Source organism: Streptomyces sp. NPDC006208 (assembly GCF_040613775.1).
Taxonomy (GTDB): domain Bacteria; phylum Actinomycetota; class Actinomycetes; order Streptomycetales; family Streptomycetaceae; genus Streptomyces.
Genome location: NZ_JBEXSW010000083.1, coordinates 1 through 18,147, shown reverse-complemented (window position 1 = coordinate 18,147; position 18,147 = coordinate 1). Strand labels below are relative to the sequence as shown.

The following is an 18,147-nucleotide window of genomic DNA, read 5'->3' as shown; positions in this document are numbered from 1 at the left end:
TCGCCGACGGCTCCGGATGCCAGGGCGGGGCCGGTGACGACGTCGCGGGCCTCGGAGCCGGCGTCGAGCAGTCCCACTCGCGCAGCGATCGCCCGTGCGGTGGCGGGATGGTCACCGGTGATGAGTACCGGAGTGATGCCCGCAGCCCGGCAGGAAGCGAGCGTTGCGGTCGCAGCGGCCTTCGGGGGATCGTTCAGCGCCACAAGGCCGAGCAGGCGAAGGTGCGTCTCGGCATCGGCGACGTGCACCAGCGGGTCGTCGCGCAGTGCCGAGGCAACAGCGAGTACTCGGTAACCCTGCGCGGCCAGCCGTGCCGCTTCCTGCCGGACGCCCTCGAGCCGGTCTGCGCTCTCGTCGAGCACAGTCTCCTGGACGACGGCCTCCGGAGCGCCCTTCAAGCACACCATCACATGGCCGGACGGAGTCATGTGCAGCGTCGTCATGCGCTTGCGCATGCTGTCGAACGGCTCCTCGGCCGTTCGCGGATACCGCTGCCGCAGCACGTGGTGGTCGGCGCAGCCGACCTTGGCCGCGGCGGTGAGCAGCGCTGCTTCCGTGGGATCGCCTGAGGCCGTCCAGCGTTCGTCGTGCTCAGCTTCTGCCGGCGGCGGACGCAGGGTGGCATCGTTGCACAGCGCGGCAACGGTCAGCACTTCCTGTACGGGGACGAGTTCGGCAGCGGTTGCCATCCTTCCGCCGACGCGCGTCTCACCCGTCGGCTCGTAGCCGACGCCGGTGAAGTCGACCGCGCCGCCGGGTGTCCAGACGTGTTCGACCACCATGCGGCCTTCGGTGAGGGTGCCCGTCTTGTCGGCCCCGAGCACGGTCACCGAGCCGAGCGTCTCCACCGCAGGCAGCCGCCGTACCACGGCATGCCGAGCTGCCATCCGACGGGCGCCCAAGGCCAGCGCCAAGGTGACAACGGCGGGCAGCGACTCCGGAACGGCGGCGACCGCCAGGCTGATCGCCGTCACCGCCATCGTCCCGAGTCCCTGACCGCGCAGGAGGCCCAGCCCGAACACGAGCACACACAACGCAAGCGTGACGACAGCAAGTACGCGGCCCAGGGATGCCAGCCGCCGCTGGAGCGGTGTCGGCTCCAGCCGGCCCACCAGCAACGCGGCAATACGGCCGAGGGCACTCGCCGCCCCCGTGGCCGTCACCTCTGCCACCCCCCGCCCCCGTACGACGACAGTGCCGGCGCTCAGCGTCGCCGCCTCCGGCAGCTCGGAGCGAAGGTCCTTGTCGACCGGAACGGACTCACCCGTCAGCATCGACTCGTCGACGAGCAGCGCCGACGCCTCCATGAGCCGGGCGTCTGCGGGCACGATGTCGCCTTCGCCCAGCAGCAGCACGTCTCCCGGCACAACTTCCGTGGCAGGCACCTCCCGGTCCGTGCCGTCGCGCAGTACTCGTGCGCTCGGCGCGGACATGGCCGACAGTGCGGCCACCGCGTTGTCGGCCCTGATCTCCTGGATCACGCCGACCGTGGTGTTCACGACGATCACAAGGGCGATGACGACGGAATCAGCGTGATCACCAATGGCGACGGTCAGGACCACTGCACCGAGGAGAACCATGATCAACGGATCCCGGAGCTGGGCGAGCACGCGCGTGTGCATCCGCACGGCACGCCGTGCGGCGACCTCGTTGCGGCCGTACTCGAAGAGACGGCGCGCCGCCTCTTGCTCCGTGAGCCCGGCAGGGTGCTCGTCGCCAGTGGGCGTGGTCTGCACGGGGCGGGGGGTCACGGGCGCCTCTACGTTCGGCCGGGGCACGTCTCGCCCTGGGTGGCAACGGCGTCGAGCGGGCAGATAGCTCCGGAATATCCTATTCAGCCCTTGGATCCATTTGGTACCGGAACGTGGCCCCTAGGGCCCTGTACGCGGGGTGGTGTCCGTTCCACGCTGATGATCGGGCCGGCAGGGACCAGCGCGTTCGGAAGGGATTGACCAGCGATGAGCACTGAGGTTCCGCTTTCTGCGCGACAGCGGGATCTTGCAGCTGCGCGGCGATCCCACGCGCACCATGCCGAAGGCGGACCCCACGAACCGTGCGCTCCATCTCGGCTGTGGAGCCGCCCTGCTCAATCTGCGCGTGGCGGCGGCACATGCTGGTTGGTCGGTGATCCGGCAGACCCCTGGCTGTTCGCCTTGGTGGACCTCTCCGGGCCCTTGGGGGGCAGACGACGAATTGGCGTGGGGGCGCCCCCGGCCTTGCTGGCGTTGCTGCACATCCCAGGGACGGGTGCGTCGTCGGCAGGTGTCGCCCCGGATGCAGCGCCGTGCGACCGCGTCCACGATGAAGACATGGCTCCCGTTCACCCCGCGGGCCGCTTCGACGCCTTCCGGGCCCTGGCCGACCGGCGTGGAGCCTGCTTCGCATGCGGAGCAGGCCAGGGGCTGGTGCTGGTGCGCTCTGAGTACCCGGCCGCTCTGGCGCGGATGCGGGAAGCAGTCGGTCAGGCGTACGCCTGCGGCCATCTCGGCCTATCCGTGCACGGCACGACCACCTCCGTGGACATCCAGGTCGTCGATGGCGCGGGATCCTACGTCGCCGGTGAGGAGACCGCTCTGATCGCGAGTCTGGAGGGCGGCCGCGGATGCGCCCGGCCACGCCCGCCGTACCCGACGGAGCACGGCCTGTGGGACGCGCCGACCGTGGTCAACAATGCGGAGCCGGTCTCCCTTTCCGAGCGGTTCGCCCGGCCGGGTTGCTACGAGGTCGAGCTCGGCACATCAGTGCAGCGGATCGTCACCGAACTGGGCGGCGGCCTGAAGGACGGCGCTGAACTGGTCGCTCTCCAGATCGGCGGTCCACTGGGCGGCTTCCTCGCCGCCGACTCGCTGGACGTACTCCTGTCGGAGGCAGAACTGTCGGCCTGGGGCGCCGCCCTTGGCCACGCCGGTCTCGTCGCCTTCGACGAGCGCGTGACACCGGAGGAAGTGCTGCACCACGTGTGGGAGTTCGCCGCGGCCGAGAGCTGCGGCGCGTGCTCACCCTGCCGAGTCGGCTCGCGCCGGGGCCTGGACATGGCATCCGCCGGTACCCCGCCGGGACAGGAGTGGGAACGGCTTTCCCGGCTCCTCGCCGAGGCGAGTCTGTGTGCCTTCGGACGGCGCATTCCGCCTGCCGTGCACAGTCTCGCCCGCGCCTATGGGGATCGACTGGCTGGATGGGGCCCATGACCGAACTCGAGATCGAGGTCGAGGTCGAGGGCACAGGTGTCCACGTGCCTGAGGGAGCCGCACTGCTCACGGCGGTCCATTCGGCCGGGATCGCGCTGCCCGCGCTCTGTTCCGATGACCGGCTCAGCCCTGCCGGGTCCTGCCGTACATGTCTCGTACGGGCCGACGGGCAGATCGCGGCCGCCTGCGTGACCCCGGCCGCATCCGGCGTCCGCGTCGAAACCACCACCGACGATCTGCGGCAACTGCGCAGGGAAGCGGTGGAACTCATCGCCTCCTCCCTGCCGCCCCGGGCCCTCGCCGACGGCAACCCCAGCGAGCTGGCGCATGTCTGCCGGTCGATGGGCATCAGCCCCGAGACGGCACAGAGCTCCGCGGGCCGGGGCAGGGACGACTCACACCCGTACGTCCACCTCGCGCTCACCTCCGCGAGCCGGGCAGCGGCGGTCCGGACGCGCACGACCTGCGGCTACTGCGGCGTCGGGTGTTCCCTCGAGGTCGCCGCCCAGGACGGCGAAGTCACCGCCGTTCTGCCCGCCCGGGACGGCCCGGTCAACCAGGGGCACGCATGTGTCAAGGGCCGCTTCGCCCATGGATATCTCACCTCCTCCGAACGGCTCACCCGACCGCTGCTGCGACGCGACGGCCGCCTGGAGCCGGTCGGCTGGGACGAGGCGCTCGGCCATGTCGCCCGGGGGTTGCGCAAGGCCGTTGAGGCGGGCGGTGCGGATGCGGTGGCGGCGATCTCGTCGGCCCGCGCCACCAACGAGGAGAACTACCTGGTCCAGAAGTTCATGCGGGTCGTCATCGGCACGAACAACGTCGACAACTGCTCGCGTCTGTGCCACTCCCCGTCCGCCGCCGGCCTGACCGCCTCCTTCGGACTCTCCGGCGGCACCGACAGCTTCGACGATGTCGAGCGGGCCGACTGCCTGCTGGTGGTGGGCGCCAACCCCGTCGAGGCCCACCCGGTGGTCGGAGCGCGACTGCTCCGGCGCGTGCTGCACGGGGCCAAGCTGGTCGTCGCAGACCCCCGCGCCATCGGCCTCGCCTTGCATGCCGACGTCCATCTGCGCCCCTGCCCCGGCACCAACGTCGCACTGTTTCACGGGCTCGCGCACGTCCTGCTCGGAGAAGGACTGATCGATGAGGATTTCCTGCGCCGACGAGCAACAGGCCTTCCGGAACTCGCCGAGCTGCTGGACGACTACCCGCCCCAACGGGTCGCGGACATCACGGGGATACCCGCCGCGGACCTGATCGCCGCCGCCCGGCTCTACGGCCGGGCCCAGCGCCCCGCGATCGTCTACGGCCTGGGCGTCACCGAGCACCTGCACGGAACGGACGGGGTGCGGTCGCTGGCAAACCTGGCGATCCTGCGAGGTGCCATGGGCACCGGCCGCGGGCACGGGGTCAACCCGCTGCGCGGCCGGAACAACGTCCAAGGCGCCTCCGACATGGGCGCGCTGCCCGACTTGGTGCCCGGCTACGGGAAGGTGACCGACCCGGCCGCACGATCCCGGGCCGAGGCGGTGTGGGGCGTCCCGGTTCCGCATCGGCCCGGCCTGCGGATCCCGGACATGTTCACCGCCGCGCGGGCCGGGGATCTGCGGGCGCTGTGGGTCATCGGCGAGGACGTGTGCGCCACCGACCCCGACGCGAACCGGGTGGCCCAGGCCCTCGACGCGTGCCCGCTCGTCGCCTGCAACGAACTGTTCCTGTCCGAGACCGCCGGGCACGCAGACGTGGTACTACCGGTCGCCTCCTGGCTGGAGAAAGACGGCACCTTCGTCAACTTCGACCGCCGGTTCCAGCGGGTCCGCCCGGCCGTGCACCCACCGGGAGAGGCCCGAAGCGACTGCGACGTCGTACGTTCCCTTGCCGCGGTGATGGGAGTCGACCTGGGCTGCGCGACTCCGGCCGATGCCCTGGCCGAGTGCGGGCGGGTCGCGCCCGTCTTCGCCGGGCTCTCCCACGCCCGCCTGGACCGCGAGGACGCTGTGCCCTGGCCGTGCCCGGACCCCGACCGGCCGGGGGAGGCCAAGCTGTACACAAAGCACTTCGCCACGCCGGACGGGCGGGCCCACCTGGCCGCAGCCCCCTATCTCCCGCCCGGTGACCAGCCCGACGACGACTATCCGCTGGTCCTGGTCACCGGGCGGCGCTGGGCCCACTACAACTCCGGGAGCATGACCCGGCGCGGCGGCAACCTCGCACTCGATCCGGTCGACTTCCTCGATCTCAATCCCGACGACGCCGTCCGGTACGACGTGCGGGACAGCACGCAGATCTCCGTGGAGAGCCGGCACGGCCGGGCCCGGCTCACCGCCCGGGGCAGCGAACAGACGGCCCCCGGCCAGGCCTTCTGCTCCTTCCACTTCCCCGCGAGTGGAGTGAACCGCCTCACCTCCGACCACGCGGACACCGTCACGTCCTGCCCCGAGTACAAGGTCACGGCGGTCCGCGTGACCGCGCCGTGACAGCGGCGGTGCGAGGCGCTCGATGATGGGCACCGGAACCTCCGTAACGAAGCAGCCCGGAGACGGGGGCCGCAGGCCGGCGGCCCCGAGCGGGACGTGCGGTCCCCCCGTGCAGTCGCTGGCGGCAGGGGAGGTCCTTGCCTCGCTGGACACCTCGCCGCGGGGACTGGCGTCGGCGGATGCGGCGGCGCGGCGGGAGCGGTTCGGGCCCAACGATCTTCCGCCCGCGAGGCGGAGGGGATTGTGGCGAGACCTCGTCGGCCAGTTCACCGACCTCTTCGCCGTCGTACTGCTCGTCGCATCGGCGATCACATTCCTGGCGTATGGACTGCAGGAGCCACAGGACGTGGGCACCTTGCAGCTGGCCATCGCGATTCTGGGTGTGGTGGTGCTGAACGCGGCCATCGGTTTCGCGCAGGAGTACTCGGCCGAGCGGACGGCGGAGTCGCTGCAGGCCATGGTGCCGCACACATGCCGGGTACTGCGCGACGGGCAGCGGCGGGAGCTGCCCGCGCGTGACCTGGTACCCGGGGACGTCGTCGTCCTGGAAGCCGGGGACGCGGTCTCGGCGGACTGCCGCCTCGTGGAGGCACACGAGGTCTCCATGAACAACGCGGCTCTGACGGGGGAGAGCGATGCCGTCGGTCGTACGGCTGAGCCCGTGGCGGACGGCCCGGTACTGGAGGCCCGCAACTGCGTGTTCATGGGCACCGATGTCGTGGCGGGCTCCGCGAAGGCCGTGGTGTTCGCCACGGGCGCGGCAACCGAATTCGGAGGGATCTTCCGGCTCGCAGCCGCGGCACCGCGTCAGAAGACTCCGCTGCAGCGCCAGGTCGCCTCGATGGCCCGCCGAGTGGCGGGAACGGCGCTGGCCATCGGGGCGGGTTTGTTCGCAGTGCGTGTGCCCACCGGGCAGCCGTTCGTCGAGACCTTCGTGTTCGCGCTCGGGGTGATGGTCGCACTCGTGCCTGAGGGCCTGCCCGCGACGCTGTCGGTGTCGCTGGCGATCGGGGTACGACGCATGGCCCGTCGGCACGCGCTGGTCAAGCAGTTGCTGGCGGTGGAGGCGCTCGGGTCCACCACCGTCGTGTGCACGGACAAGACCGGGACGCTCACCCAGGCTGAGATGACCGTCGTGCAGGTGTGGGCCGGCGGGGTGCTGCACGCCGTGTCAGGGGTGGGCTACGCGCCTGTCGGGGACGTGGCCGAGCCGCAGCCGGTGCGCGGGCTGCTGCGGGCGGCGGCATTGTGCTGCAACGCCAGGGTGGTACCGCCATCGGATCGCGCGGGCTGGCGGGTGCTCGGCGACACCACTGAGGGAGCGCTGCTCGTGGCCGCGGCGAAGGCTGGACTCGACCGGGCCGCCGAGGAAACGGCGGCGCCACGTGTAGCGGAGTACCCCTTCGACTCGGTCCGCAAGCTGATGAGTACCGTGCACGGCGACGCGGACGACTACCACGCGTACGTCAAGGGCGCGCCGCAGGAGCTCCTCGCGCGCTGCACCTCCATCGACTGGAGAGGTGAGCCGCGGCCACTGACCGATGAGTTGCGCACCACCGTTACCGCGTCGAACGACGAGCTGGCCTCACAGGGACTGCGGGTGCTGGCGGTGGCCTCGCGGCCCGTGACCGCCCCCCACCCCGACCGGCACGAGGTTGAATCGGAGCTGACGCTACTGGGGCTCGTTGGCATGCTCGACCCGCCGCGGCCTGAGGTCAGCGACGCGGTCACCGCCTGCCGGCGGGCCCACATCCGTGTCGTCATGGTCACCGGGGACCATCCGCTGACCGCGGAGGCCGTCGCCCGCCGGGTCGGCATCGTCTCCCGGCCTGCGCCCACCGTGGTGACCGGCGCCCGGCTCGACGCCCTGGACGACGACGGCCTCGACATGCTGCTGGCCGCATCGGGCGAGCTGCTGCTGTGCCGGGTCAGCCCCGAGCACAAGATGCGGGTGGTCACCGTGCTGCAGCGGCGTGGCGAGGTCGTTGCGGTCACCGGCGACGGCGCCAACGACGCCCCGGCCCTCAAGCACGCCGACATCGGCGTCGCAATGGGCGCCTCCGGCACCGACGTCGCCCGGGAAGCCGCGGTGATGGTGCTGCTGGACGACTCGTTCGCCTCCATCGCCGCGGCGGTGAGGCTCGGACGGTCGGTCTACCAGAACATCCGCAAGTTCCTGATCTACCTCTTCAGCCACAACATCGCCGAGCTCGTCCCGATCCTGGCCGCGACCTTCGCCGGATTCCCGCTGGTCCCGATCACCGCCGTACAGATCCTCGCGATCGACCTCGGCTCCGACGTCCTGCCCGCCCTGGCGCTGGGCGCCGAGCCGCCGGAACCCGACGTGATGGACCGGCCGCCCCGCTCCCGGCGGGAACGCCTGTTCTCCACCGCCGTGATGGGACGCATCGTGTTTTTGGGCGGCATCCAGGCACTCGGCGTGACCGCCGTGTTCTTCTGGCACATCCACGCCTCCGGAATTGCGTACTCCGACTTCACCGAGGACACCACCGTCTACCGCGAGGCGATCACCCTGGTCCAGGCCGGGATCGTGGTCAGCCAGTTCTTCAACGCCCTCGCGGTGCGCACCGACCGGCAGAGCGTGTTCCGGATCGGCCTGCTGTCCAACCCGTGGCTGCTGGCCGCCGGATGCTTCGGAATCTCCCTGATGGCGGCCATCAGCTACCTGCCCCCGCTCCAGGCTGTGTTCAACACCGCGCCGCTGGCCGCCACCGACTGGGCAGTCCTCGCCGGTTTCGGCGCACTGTTGCTGGCCGCCGAAGAGACCCGCAAGTGGTGGCTACGCCGCCGCCGGCTGCCGAGTCCGAAAGGAGAAGTGCGATGAGAGTGATCATCGCAGGCTGCGGGCGGGCCGGGTCCATGCTCGCCGTCCAGCTCGTCGCCGAAGGCCACGACGTGCGGGTCATCGACCGCCTGTCCAGGACCCGCAAGCGGCTCCCGGCCGGCTTCCCGGGCCAGTTCCACGAAGGCAACGCGTACAGCCGCGAGGTGCTCGAGGCCGCCGGAATCGAGCACGCAGACGCGTTCGTCGCCGTCACCTCGGGTGACAACAGCAATGTCGTCGGCGCACGGACGGCCAAGGAGACCTACCGCGTCCCGATCGTCCTCGCCCGCATTTACGATCCCCGCCGCGCCGACATCTACCGCGAGCTCGGCATTCCTACCATCGCCAGCGTCCGCTGGACGGTCCACCAGATCCACCAGATGCTCCTGCACCGCCACCTCACGCCCGAACTCGCCTTCGGCAACGGCGAGACGCTCCTGGTTCGCTCCCAGCTACCCGCCTACCTCACCGGCCGACGGCTGACCGAGTTCGACGTGGACGGCGAGATCCGCGTCGTGGAGGTTACCCGCGCAGGTCGCTCGCTCGTGCCCGCCCACGACACCCCCACCGAGCCCGGAGACCTGGTCACCTTCGCGGTCGCCGCCACCGCACTCGGCCGGCTGCGCGGTTTCCTGGACAAGGAGTTGGGGACATGAAGGCTCTCATCGCCGGCGCCGGGCGCCTGGGCACCCAGATCGCCCAGGTCCTCGCCGCCACCCGCAACGACGTCACTCTCGTCGATGTCGACGAGGACCGCATCGCCGAACTCGAAGGCCACGTTCCTGTGCGCCTCGTGGCCGGAGACGCCTGCGAGCCCACCTTCCTCGAGCATGCGGGCGTACTCACTGCCGACCTCGTCATCGCCGCCACCGGCAACGACGAGGACAACCTCGTCATCAGCCTCCTCGCCAAACGGCAGTTCGCCGTCCCCCGCGTCGCGGCACGCGTCAACGACGCGGAAAACACCTGGCTCTTCGACCAGAAATGGGGAGTCGACACCGCCGTCCCCGCCGCCACCCCCCTGATCTCCCTCATCGAGGAAGCCACCGGCGCCACGGCCACCGTCGCCCTCCTGCGCCTGAGCAAAGCGGGCGTCGACGTCATCGAAACCGCCATCACACCGCAGTCCCGCGCCGCAGGTTGCACGCTCGCCGAGATCACCCTCCCCACAGGCACCGTCATCGCCACCGTGATCCGCGACGGCCAACCCACCGTCCCCGCTCCCGAGATGCGGCTCCAACCCGGCGACGAACTCCTCATCGTCTCCCACGCCGCCACCGAACAGGAGATCCACGCCGCCTTCCAATGACGGCCGTCCGCCCCGAACCAAAGGCGCGGCCAAGTGGTCAGTGGGTCGCGCAGACCACCTCGACGAAGTGGCCCACCTGTTCCTCCGGCAGGCGACGTGCGAGGTCCGCCTCGCTGATCATGCCGACCAGCCGATGGTTGTCGATGACCGGAAGCCGCCGGATCTTGTGCTCCACCATGGCTCGGAGGACTTGGTCCGTGCCGGCCTCGGCATCGATCGTGATCGGTTTGCCCTGCGCGAGCTGGCCCGCGGCTGCACGCAGGCGGCCGCCGTGTGCATGATCTCCCGTGCAGTGGTCATGGCCGTGGCCTTCGAGCCTCGCGGTCTGGGCGGGGAGGCGCCTTGGGGCTGGAGCCGCCCCGACTGGTACTCATCACGGCCAGTGTGGGTTCTTCGGATGCCGTACGCACGCCGACGAAGCCTTCGGCCCGGCCACCGTGGGCGGCGAGGGATCAGGCTGCCACCGAGCGGACACAGAGGGCCGACCGGTCCAGGGGGCGAGGCCGATGTGCACTGGTGCCCTTCTCGGTACGCGTGGAGAGTGGAGGAGTCCCAGGAGGTGAGCCACGGTGATGTACTGGAATGGTGGCTGGGCCTGGACGGCCTTCATGCCCCTGCTGTGGATCGCATTGATCGGCCTTGTGGTGTGGGCGGTCGTGCGGCTGACGCAGCACTCGGCCAGAAGCCAGGACGCCACGGACCCCCGGAAGACACCGAGGGAAACGCCGGAGGAGATCCTCGACCGCCGCTTCGCTTCCGGCGAGATCGATGAGGATACCTACACCGAGGCACGCAAACGCCTCGCCGCTCACCGGCCGGGGCCCCGGTGACCGGGCTGCGTGGCCGTCGGCTGCCGCTGGGGGTATTCCAGCGAGAGTCTCGGTGCGCTACCGGGGCCCGCAGTGAGCTGGGGCGCCAGTCGCCCCAAGGGAGCCGCAGAGATTCGCCGAGATGGTCACGACGCCCGGGTGGCACTCGCCGCCCAAGGCTCCGGCACCCTCGCTGAGACCAAGCCCATGACCCGGAGCAGGTGTCTCCGTGTTCCCGGATTTTCGCCGGGACCCCGTCGCACGCGGCGGACGCTCCGGTCTCAGCCGGGCCTGGAGACGCATGACTTCTTGCACGCAACCCACAACCCGCCGTGTCCAGTGCCGTCCGGGCCCAGCCCGAGGTGTGCCCCGGCCGACGACGTGGGATCTCGCGGGTGGCGCGTGCATCCGGTAGGCATGAGAGCAGTTGTCCGGCCCAACTGCCGTGTTGGTTCCGGGCGGAATGGAGGAGACGGTGGGCAGGCGGCCGGGCGTCGTCACTGCCGCTCGTTCTGAATGTCGATCTCTGCCCAGATCGACTTCCCTCCGGTCAGGTGGCGGGTGCCCCAACGCTCGGCGAACTGGGCGACGAGCAGCAGGCCGCGCCCGCCTTCGTCGAAGATGCGGGCTCGCCGCATGTGCGGGGCGGTGCTGCTGCCGTCGGAGACCTCGCAGATGAGAACCGTGTCGCGGATCAGGCGCAGCTGAATGGGAGGGCCTCCGTAGCGGATCGCGTTGGTGACCAACTCGCTCACCACCAACTCGGCGGTGAAGGCGACCTCGTGCAGTCCCCAGTCCGCCAGGCGACGGGCGACCTCGTTACGGGCGCCGGCCACGGCGGCGGGGTCGGGAGGCAGATCCCAGGTGGCGACCTGGCCTGTGTCGAGAGCTCGGGTGCGCGCGATGAGCAGTGCGACGTCGTCCGACGGCTGGGCGGGGAGCAGGGTCTGGATCAGGTCGTCGCAGGTGGCCTCCAGCGAGCGAGCGGGCCGCTCAAGGCGCTGGCGCAGCAGCGCCATGCCCCTTCCGAGGTCGTGCTCGGGAACCTCGACGAGGCCGTCCGTGTACAGCACGAGGAGGCTGCCTGGGGGCACTTCCCATTCGACCGCTTCGAAAGGCAGCCCACCCACTCCCAGCGGAGGGCCGACAGGAAGATCGATGAACTCCGCCGTGCAGTCGGGCGTGACCACGGCGGGCGGGGGGTGGCCTGCGCCGGCGGCGGTGCAGCGGAGCGAGACCGGGTCGTAGACCAGATACAGACATGTGGCGATGAGATCGGTGACGATCTCGAGCTCGTGATCTGTGGCGGTGTCCTCCTCCGTCCTGAGGTGGGTGACCAGGTCATCGAGGTGGACGAGGAGCTCCTCAGGGGGTAGGTCGACGTCCGCCAGAGTGCGTACCGCGGTGCGCAGCCGTCCCATGGTGGCCGAGGCGCGCAGACCGTGGCCCACTACGTCTCCGACGACCAGGGCGACCCGTGCGCCCGACAGCGGGATCACATCGAACCAGTCGCCTCCCAACCCCGCCCGGGAACGGGCCGGGATGTAGCGGTAGGCCACCTCGACCGCCTCCTGGGCGGCGAGCCGTCGCGGCAGCAGGCTCCGTTGCAGGGCCAGAGCGGTGGTGCGCTCCCGAGTGAAGCGGCGGGCGTTGTCCACGGCCACGGCAGCGCGTGCGGCAATCTCCTCGGCGAGGAGCAGATCGTCCTCGTCGAAGGGCTCCCGGCGCCGATGGCGGACGAGTACGGCCACCCCGAGGGTGATGCCGCGGGCGCACAGCGGGATGACCATGATCGAATGCATTCCGAAGGCGCGAACCTTCGCTGCGCGCTCGGGGTCGGACACCTGCCAGCTCTCGATGGCTTCATCCAGGGTGCGGTGCAGCGAGGGCCGCCCCGTGGCCAGGCAGCGCGCGGGGGGCGAGGACTTCGGGTAGTCGTCCACTTCTCCCGGCTGGATCACCGACTCGGGGATGTCGGGGAGGACGGACTGCTGCGCAGCGCGGCGCAGGGCGACGGAACCTTCGGCCGACGGCATGGGCTCGACGCCGCGGAACAGCGGGTCCAGCAGGTCGATGCTGATGAAGTCGGCGAGCCGGCCCACCGCCACGTCGGCCATTTCCTGAGCCGTGCGCGTCACGTCAAGGGTGCTGCCCACCTGTGTGCTGACGTCGTTCAGCAGGAGGAGCCGCTCTCGGGCCCGGTGCTGTTCGGTGACGTCGAGCGCGATGAGCTGCACGTGCCGCACCTGACCTGCCGGGTTCCTCAGGGGGGACACGGATACGGCCCAGAACCTTTCGTCGGCTCCCCGCCGCGGCCGGCCGTGCACCTGGAACTCCTCCGGTTCTCCCGTCTCGAACACCCGGCGCATTCCCTCTTCTACCGTGCTGCAGATGTGGGGAGGCAGGATGTCGGTGACGCGCCGACCGTGCATCTGCTCCTCGGTGAGGCCCAGCTCGAGGGCCGCGCCGGCGCTCCCCCGCAGGGCCCGCAAGTCGGCGTCGTAGATCATCAAAGGCAGATGGCACTGCGCGAAGGCTTCCTCCGTCGTCGCCTCGCCCTGATGCGGCTCCTGTTGTGAACGTGACAGATGTGGCGATGTGGCCACAATGAGCCACTGTGCGTTGCCCTCGCGGTCGAGCGACGGATACGCCTGCAACTCGGTTTTCACGTAGTGGCCGTTCTGGTGCCGCAGCAGGGTCGTCCCGCTCCGCCCTTCGAGAACCGCGGAAAAGTCCGCCATGGCGTCGGCGTCCCCGCCGAGCAGACGCGCCACGGGGCGCCCTACGGCGTCCTCGTACGGGTACCCGAGCAGCCGTTGGGCGCTGGCACTCCACCCTGTCACCGTCCCCCTGACGTCGACGACTGCTGTGGCGGAGGTGGCCGGAGCAGGAAGTCGGCCGAAGCCGTTTCCGAGAGGGGTGGCATTCTCCATGTCCATTCATCGCCCATCCTGCCCCGGACTTGGGTCCTGGGGAGACGCAGCAGAGGCCGCAGGGCGGCGAAACGTCGGATTCCGTCGCGTCGGCTCCTTTTCTCACTCTCACTCGTACCTCTCCTTGCACGCAAACGCAGGTGGGCGGGCGGCGCAGAGGAGGGACGACGCACCGAGACTGCCGCGTACCTACCCGACGAGGCACCCGGCCGCCCCCTCGGTCCGGCCCCGCAACACGAGGGACACTCGCCGTGCGACCGATCGCTGGCGACAACCAGAGCCCCACAGCGCCTCCAGGCTCCCGAGCAGCGACCGGCGGCGGGGAAGCAAGTGGCGCAGTTGCATCCCGCCCTGAGCAGTCGCCACGTCTGTCGGCACACCGGGCAGATCAATCCTCCGGCAGTAGGAGCGTGCTGGTTTCTCCCGGTGCGATGGTGACGGCTCGGTCGCTCAGTACCACGCGGATCGGTGATTCCTCCGAGTCGGGCACGCCGATCCGCAGCTGTCCGCTCTGCATTCGTACGCTGACGCCCCAGTGGCCGCGGTAGCGCAGTGAGAATCCGTATTCGGACAGCGCCGGAAGCGGCACCGCGTTCAGCCAGAGGGCGTCCTCCCGGGTCTCCAAGCCGGTCAGGCCACGCTGCACCAAGTCGAGGGTTCCGGCCATGGCGCCGAGGTGGACGCCTTCGCCGGTCGTGCCGCCCTGGAGGTCGGCAACATCCTCTTCCAGTGCTTCCTGGCAGTACTTCCATGCCTCGGCCCGTCTGTTCCGCGCGAGGACCCAGCCGTGGACGAGACCACTGAGGGTGGAGCCGTGGCTTGTGCGTTTCAGGTAGTAGTCGACGGTCCTGCGCCAGACCTCGTCGTCCATGTCATAGCCGAGGCGGCGGAACAGGTGCCGCAGCTCGGCGGGCGAGAAGAGGTAGCCCAGCATGAGGACGTCGGCCTGTTTGGAGGCCTGGTAGCGGTTGACCGTGTCACCCTCGGCCTCGAGGATCCGGTCCAGCCGCCGGATGTTGTCGTAGCGTGTGCGGTAGGCGTCCCAGTCCAGCTCGGCGAGGTCGCCGTAGCCGTCGAACTGGCTGATGACGCCCTGGTGGAACGGCACGCGCAACCGGCGGGAGATTTCCTCCCACTTCGGGAGCTCGTCACTCTCCAGCTCGATGCGCTCGAACAGCTCCTGTCGGCGCCATTCGGGGAGGCGCCGTACGAGTTCGAGGGTGCGGTTGAGAACCCAGGCTGCGGTGACGTTGGTGTACGTGTTGTCGTCCAAGCCGGGGCGGGCGGCGCCCGGGTAACTGTCGTGGTACTCGTCCGGGCCGACCACGCCACGGATACGGTAACGACCCGACTCGGGGTCGAAGACGGCGGTGTCCGCCCAGAAGCGGGCGATCTGCAGCAGCATCTCCGCACCCTTCGTGTGCAAGTACTCGGTGTCTCCAGTTGCTTCGCAGTACTGCCACACGTTGTAGGCGATGGCCGAGCCGACATGGTGCTGGAGCCGGGAGTTGTCGGGCAGCCAGCGGCCCGAACGGGGGTTGAGATGCAGCTGCTGGGTCTCCTCGCGGCCGTCGCTGCCGCTCTGCCACGGGTACATCGCCCCCGCCCGGCCCACCTCGCCGGCAGCCCGGCAAGCCTGCGGGAGGCGCCGGTGACGGTAGTTCAGCAGCGCCCGCGACACATCAGGGAAGTGCAGATTCAGATACGGCAGCACGAACAGCTCGTCCCAGAAGACATGTCCCCGGTACGCCTCGCCGTGCAGCCCGCGGGCTGGCACACCCACGTCGAGTTCCGCGGTGTGCGGTGACAGTGTTTGCAAGACATGGAACAGATGCAGGCGCAGGACGCGGCCGGCCTGGCCGGGCACCTGGATGTCCGCGCGCCGCCACATCTGCGCCCACGCGGCGACGTGGGAGTCCATCAGGGCCGAGAAGTCCGCAGCTTCTGACACCCTCTCGACCGCTGCCCCGAGCGGGTTGCTGATCGCCGCATCGCGTGAAGTATGCAGCGCCACCGTCTTCTCCACCACGACCGGTCGGCCTGGAGCGATCGGGATCACCAGGCGGTGGGCGGCACGGTGTCGAACGGGATGAAGCTCTGACGAGGCCGGAGGCTGCCCGGTGACGACTGTCCGGGCCGCCATGGCGATGCCTATGTCGGAGGTGCTGGTGCGGCAGTGCAGCCACACCGTGTCGGGCTTCTGTGCTCCCGTCTGTACATGAGCCAAGTGGCTCCGGTTGAGGGACCTGTAACGGTGCACGTTGCCATTGATCACATCGCCGTCGAGGGCGGACTCCACCTCGATCTCTCCCGACCAGTCCTCGGCCGAGAAGAGGGTCCGCAGCGCAGCCAGGTGCGGGTCCCCCATGTGCACCAAGCGGATCTGCTCCACGCTCAACACGCCGGCCTCGTCGTCCCGGAAACGGAACGTGCGGGTGAGCGTGGCACGGCGCATATCCAAGATGTGCCGGTAATCGACGAGAGCGCTGGTGTCCGGGGAGAACCACCGGCCCGCCGATCCGTCGGCGGAACGGAGACGGAACCGCAGGAGCAACCAGTTCGGGAGATTGACCAGGTCCTCGTTCTCCACCTGTCGCCCCGCCACGGTCGACTCCAGGCGGTTGTAGCACCCGGCCGCGTAGGTCCCGGGGTAGTGCACCAGGCCGGCCCTGCTCTCGGGCACCGCGCCACGGGTGGCGAAGTAGCCGTTGCCGAGCGTGCACAGTGATTCGCGCAACTGCTCGGCAGCGGGGTCATAGCCCTCGTACTCCCAGGTCCACTCCGACATCCGCCGCCCTCCCCTCTCCTCTCACGTTCGTCTCGAGATGGCAGGAGCACGGCGCACGCGCCGGGATTCAGGCTCGCTGAGGGATGACAGCGACCGGGCACTCGGAGTGATGCAGCAGTGCGTGGGCGATCCTGCCGAGTTGCAGACCGAAGTGGCCGTGCCGCCGAAGGGCGCCGACGACCAGCAGGTCGGCATCGGACGATGCATCCAGGAGGACCGTGTGGGCGGGGCCCTCCACCGGCCGGCGGTACACATCGACGCGTGGGTGATCCCGTACTTCCCTGCGCAGCGCGTCCGTGAGATTGGTCGAGGCCCGTCCCTCGTACGCACGGACGGCATCATCCTCAAGGAGCGGTTGGTCCACGTGCCCGTGCCCAGGACTGCGCCAGGCCCGTACGGCCTCCAGGGCACAACCGCGCGCCTCGGCCTCGCGCAAGGCGAACCGTACGGCGCGAGAGCCCTCGGTCGGGTCGCCGACCCCGACCACCACCTTCTGGAAGGCTCCCCGCCGGTTCCGCTCGCCGCCACGGACCACGATGACCGGACACACGGCGCGGGCCGCCACCGTGAGGCTGACCGACCCGAGCAGCAGCCCGGCGAGCTCGCTACGGCCGCGGGAGCCCGTGACCAGGGCGAATGCCCCATGCCCCTGGCCCAATAGCGCGGCCACGGCGTCGTCGGGCAGCACCTCGCCCGACACCTTCGCCTCTGGATTGCGAAGCCGGGCGCGTTCCGCCGAAGACGCGATGATGTGCTCCGCCATGACCTCTCCGGCGGGACGATCGGTGCCGAAGGAAGGGCGGCCTTCCTCGTAACGCTCCCACAAGGAGGCATGGACCAGGCGCAATGGCAGCCGGTGGCGTGCCGCTTCGTCCACCGCCCAGTCCACCGCCTGCAGGCTGGAGTCCGATCCGTCGACGCCCGCTACCAAGGGGAGGTCCATCGTCCCCACCGCCTTCCTCTCCGGCCATGGCGAGCAGCCCTGTGAACACCGTCGCACTGCCCTGGATCCACCGCGACATGCGGACCGGCCCTCGGACCGGGACGTTCGGCCGGGTTGCTCCGCGCCGGTTTGCGAGAAGGTGGAGTCATAGGGCCGCTCGGCCCACCTCGATGCCCCTTCAGACCCTGGGGCTGGTCACCTTCTTGCCGGAGGCTGGAGCCGAGAGCAGGAGAAGTGGCCTGAGAGGGCCCTGTCTGCGAGAGGGAGCCAGTGATGAAGCACAGCAAGATCGGCAACCTGATGGTGAAAGACGTCGTCTCGGTGACTCCGCAGGCCCCGTTCAAAGAGGTCGCCAAGCTGCTCGCGGTGCACCGGATCAGCGGTCTGCCAGTGGTCGATACCGATGACAAGGTGCTCGGTGTGATCTCCGAGAGCGACCTCATACTCCGGCAGGCGGGCGTTCCGCCCGAGCCGGGCCCCGTCCGCAGCGCACGGCTGGCCTGGCGATCGCCGCCGGCCGGCGCCACCGAGGCCGGACACAACGCTGACACCAAGGCGCACGCGATGAGCGCCCGAGAGCTGATGACGCAGCCGGCGATCACCGTCCAGGCCACTGACACCATCGCCGTGGCCGCCCGCACCATGGCTCAGCACCGCGTCGAGCGGCTGCCCGTGGTCGATGAGGACAGCCGCCTGGTGGGTATCGTGACCCGCCGCGACCTGCTTCAGGTCTTCCTGCGACCGGACCCTGACATCCGCCGGGAGATCGACGACGAGATCCTGGACGAGACATTGGGGCTCTTCCCAGGCGCGGTCCAGGTGCATGTGACCAACGGTGTGGTCACGCTCAAA

Annotated in this window: 12 protein-coding genes and 1 pseudogene; 8 read left to right on the top strand and 5 right to left on the bottom strand. The window is 69.9% G+C overall.

What is annotated here, in order from left to right:
* Positions 1 to 1,751: cation-transporting P-type ATPase (locus ABZ208_RS37745; protein ID WP_356913979.1), on the bottom strand; the 1,751-nt coding region annotated here is incomplete at its 3' end.
* Between the two features lie 214 nt (positions 1,752 to 1,965).
* On the opposite strand from ABZ208_RS37745, the pseudogene ABZ208_RS37740 reads away from it, so the two are divergent.
* The 6 genes and pseudogenes from ABZ208_RS37740 to ABZ208_RS37715 all read left to right on the top strand — a co-directional run.
* Positions 1,966 to 2,168, top strand: a pseudogene (locus tag ABZ208_RS37740) (nitroreductase); the annotation flags it as partial.
* 141 nt (positions 2,169 to 2,309) lie between these two features.
* On the top strand, positions 2,310 to 3,188 hold the full coding sequence (locus ABZ208_RS37735; protein ID WP_356913978.1) for an NADH-ubiquinone oxidoreductase-F iron-sulfur binding region domain-containing protein: 879 nt from the start codon (positions 2,310 to 2,312) through the stop codon (positions 3,186 to 3,188).
* The gene (gene fdhF, locus ABZ208_RS37730) at positions 3,185 to 5,668 is read left to right on the top strand and encodes a formate dehydrogenase subunit alpha (protein ID WP_356913977.1); all 2,484 of its coding nucleotides are present in this window, start codon (positions 3,185 to 3,187) and stop codon (positions 5,666 to 5,668) included. The genes ABZ208_RS37735 and fdhF overlap by 4 nt, the downstream gene beginning before the upstream one ends.
* 109 nt (positions 5,669 to 5,777) lie before the next feature.
* A complete protein-coding gene (locus ABZ208_RS37725) occupies positions 5,778 to 8,513 on the top strand; it encodes a cation-transporting P-type ATPase (protein ID WP_356913976.1) in 2,736 nt (911 codons plus the stop codon).
* Complete coding sequence (locus ABZ208_RS37720) at positions 8,510 to 9,169, top strand: TrkA family potassium uptake protein (protein WP_356913975.1); 660 nt, start codon at positions 8,510 to 8,512, stop codon at positions 9,167 to 9,169. The genes ABZ208_RS37725 and ABZ208_RS37720 overlap by 4 nt, the downstream gene beginning before the upstream one ends.
* Complete coding sequence (locus ABZ208_RS37715) at positions 9,166 to 9,822, top strand: TrkA family potassium uptake protein (protein WP_356913974.1); 657 nt, start codon at positions 9,166 to 9,168, stop codon at positions 9,820 to 9,822. The genes ABZ208_RS37720 and ABZ208_RS37715 overlap by 4 nt, the downstream gene beginning before the upstream one ends.
* A 37-nt stretch (positions 9,823 to 9,859) precedes the next feature.
* On the opposite strand, the gene ABZ208_RS37710 is transcribed toward ABZ208_RS37715, so the two are convergent.
* Entirely contained in the window at positions 9,860 to 10,000 is a 141-nt protein-coding gene (locus ABZ208_RS37710; RefSeq protein ID WP_356913973.1) for a CBS domain-containing protein, read from the bottom strand.
* Positions 10,001 to 10,394: 394 nt separating this feature from the next.
* Here ABZ208_RS37710 and ABZ208_RS37705 point away from each other — a divergent pair, with 394 nt between their 5' ends.
* Complete coding sequence (locus tag ABZ208_RS37705) at positions 10,395 to 10,652, top strand: SHOCT domain-containing protein (protein ID WP_356913972.1); 258 nt, start codon at positions 10,395 to 10,397, stop codon at positions 10,650 to 10,652.
* A 476-nt stretch (positions 10,653 to 11,128) separates the two neighbouring features.
* Here the strand turns inward: ABZ208_RS37705 and ABZ208_RS37700 are convergent, their stop codons facing one another.
* The 3 genes from ABZ208_RS37700 to ABZ208_RS37690 form a co-directional block, all read right to left on the bottom strand.
* Positions 11,129 to 13,570, bottom strand: coding sequence for a SpoIIE family protein phosphatase (locus ABZ208_RS37700; protein WP_356913971.1), 2,442 nt, complete (start codon positions 13,568 to 13,570; stop codon positions 11,129 to 11,131).
* Between the two features lie 382 nt (positions 13,571 to 13,952).
* On the bottom strand, positions 13,953 to 16,352 hold the full coding sequence (locus ABZ208_RS37695; protein ID WP_356913970.1) for a glycosyl hydrolase family 65 protein: 2,400 nt from the start codon (positions 16,350 to 16,352) through the stop codon (positions 13,953 to 13,955).
* A 67-nt stretch (positions 16,353 to 16,419) separates the two neighbouring features.
* On the bottom strand, positions 16,420 to 17,295 hold the full coding sequence (locus ABZ208_RS37690; protein WP_356913969.1) for a universal stress protein: 876 nt from the start codon (positions 17,293 to 17,295) through the stop codon (positions 16,420 to 16,422).
* 273 nt (positions 17,296 to 17,568) lie between these two features.
* On the opposite strand from ABZ208_RS37690, the gene ABZ208_RS37685 reads away from it, so the two are divergent.
* Positions 17,569 to 18,147 (top strand): CBS domain-containing protein (locus ABZ208_RS37685; protein WP_356913968.1); only part of this gene is annotated, 579 nt, incomplete at its 3' end.

Coding starts and splice junctions, on each gene's coding strand:
- fdhF (WP_356913977.1), top strand. CDS start 3,185: ATGACCGAACTCGAGATCGAGGTCGAGGTCGAGGGCACAGGTGTCCAC.
- ABZ208_RS37700 (WP_356913971.1), bottom strand. CDS start 13,570: ATGGACATGGAGAATGCCACCCCTCTCGGAAACGGCTTCGGCCGACTT.
- ABZ208_RS37710 (WP_356913973.1), bottom strand. CDS start 10,000: ATGGTGGAGCACAAGATCCGGCGGCTTCCGGTCATCGACAACCATCGG.
- ABZ208_RS37715 (WP_356913974.1), top strand. CDS start 9,166: ATGAAGGCTCTCATCGCCGGCGCCGGGCGCCTGGGCACCCAGATCGCC.
- ABZ208_RS37695 (WP_356913970.1), bottom strand. CDS start 16,352: ATGTCGGAGTGGACCTGGGAGTACGAGGGCTATGACCCCGCTGCCGAG.
- ABZ208_RS37705 (WP_356913972.1), top strand. CDS start 10,395: ATGTACTGGAATGGTGGCTGGGCCTGGACGGCCTTCATGCCCCTGCTG.
- ABZ208_RS37735 (WP_356913978.1), top strand. CDS start 2,310: ATGGCTCCCGTTCACCCCGCGGGCCGCTTCGACGCCTTCCGGGCCCTG.
- ABZ208_RS37720 (WP_356913975.1), top strand. CDS start 8,510: ATGAGAGTGATCATCGCAGGCTGCGGGCGGGCCGGGTCCATGCTCGCC.
- ABZ208_RS37690 (WP_356913969.1), bottom strand. CDS start 17,295: ATGGACCTCCCCTTGGTAGCGGGCGTCGACGGATCGGACTCCAGCCTG.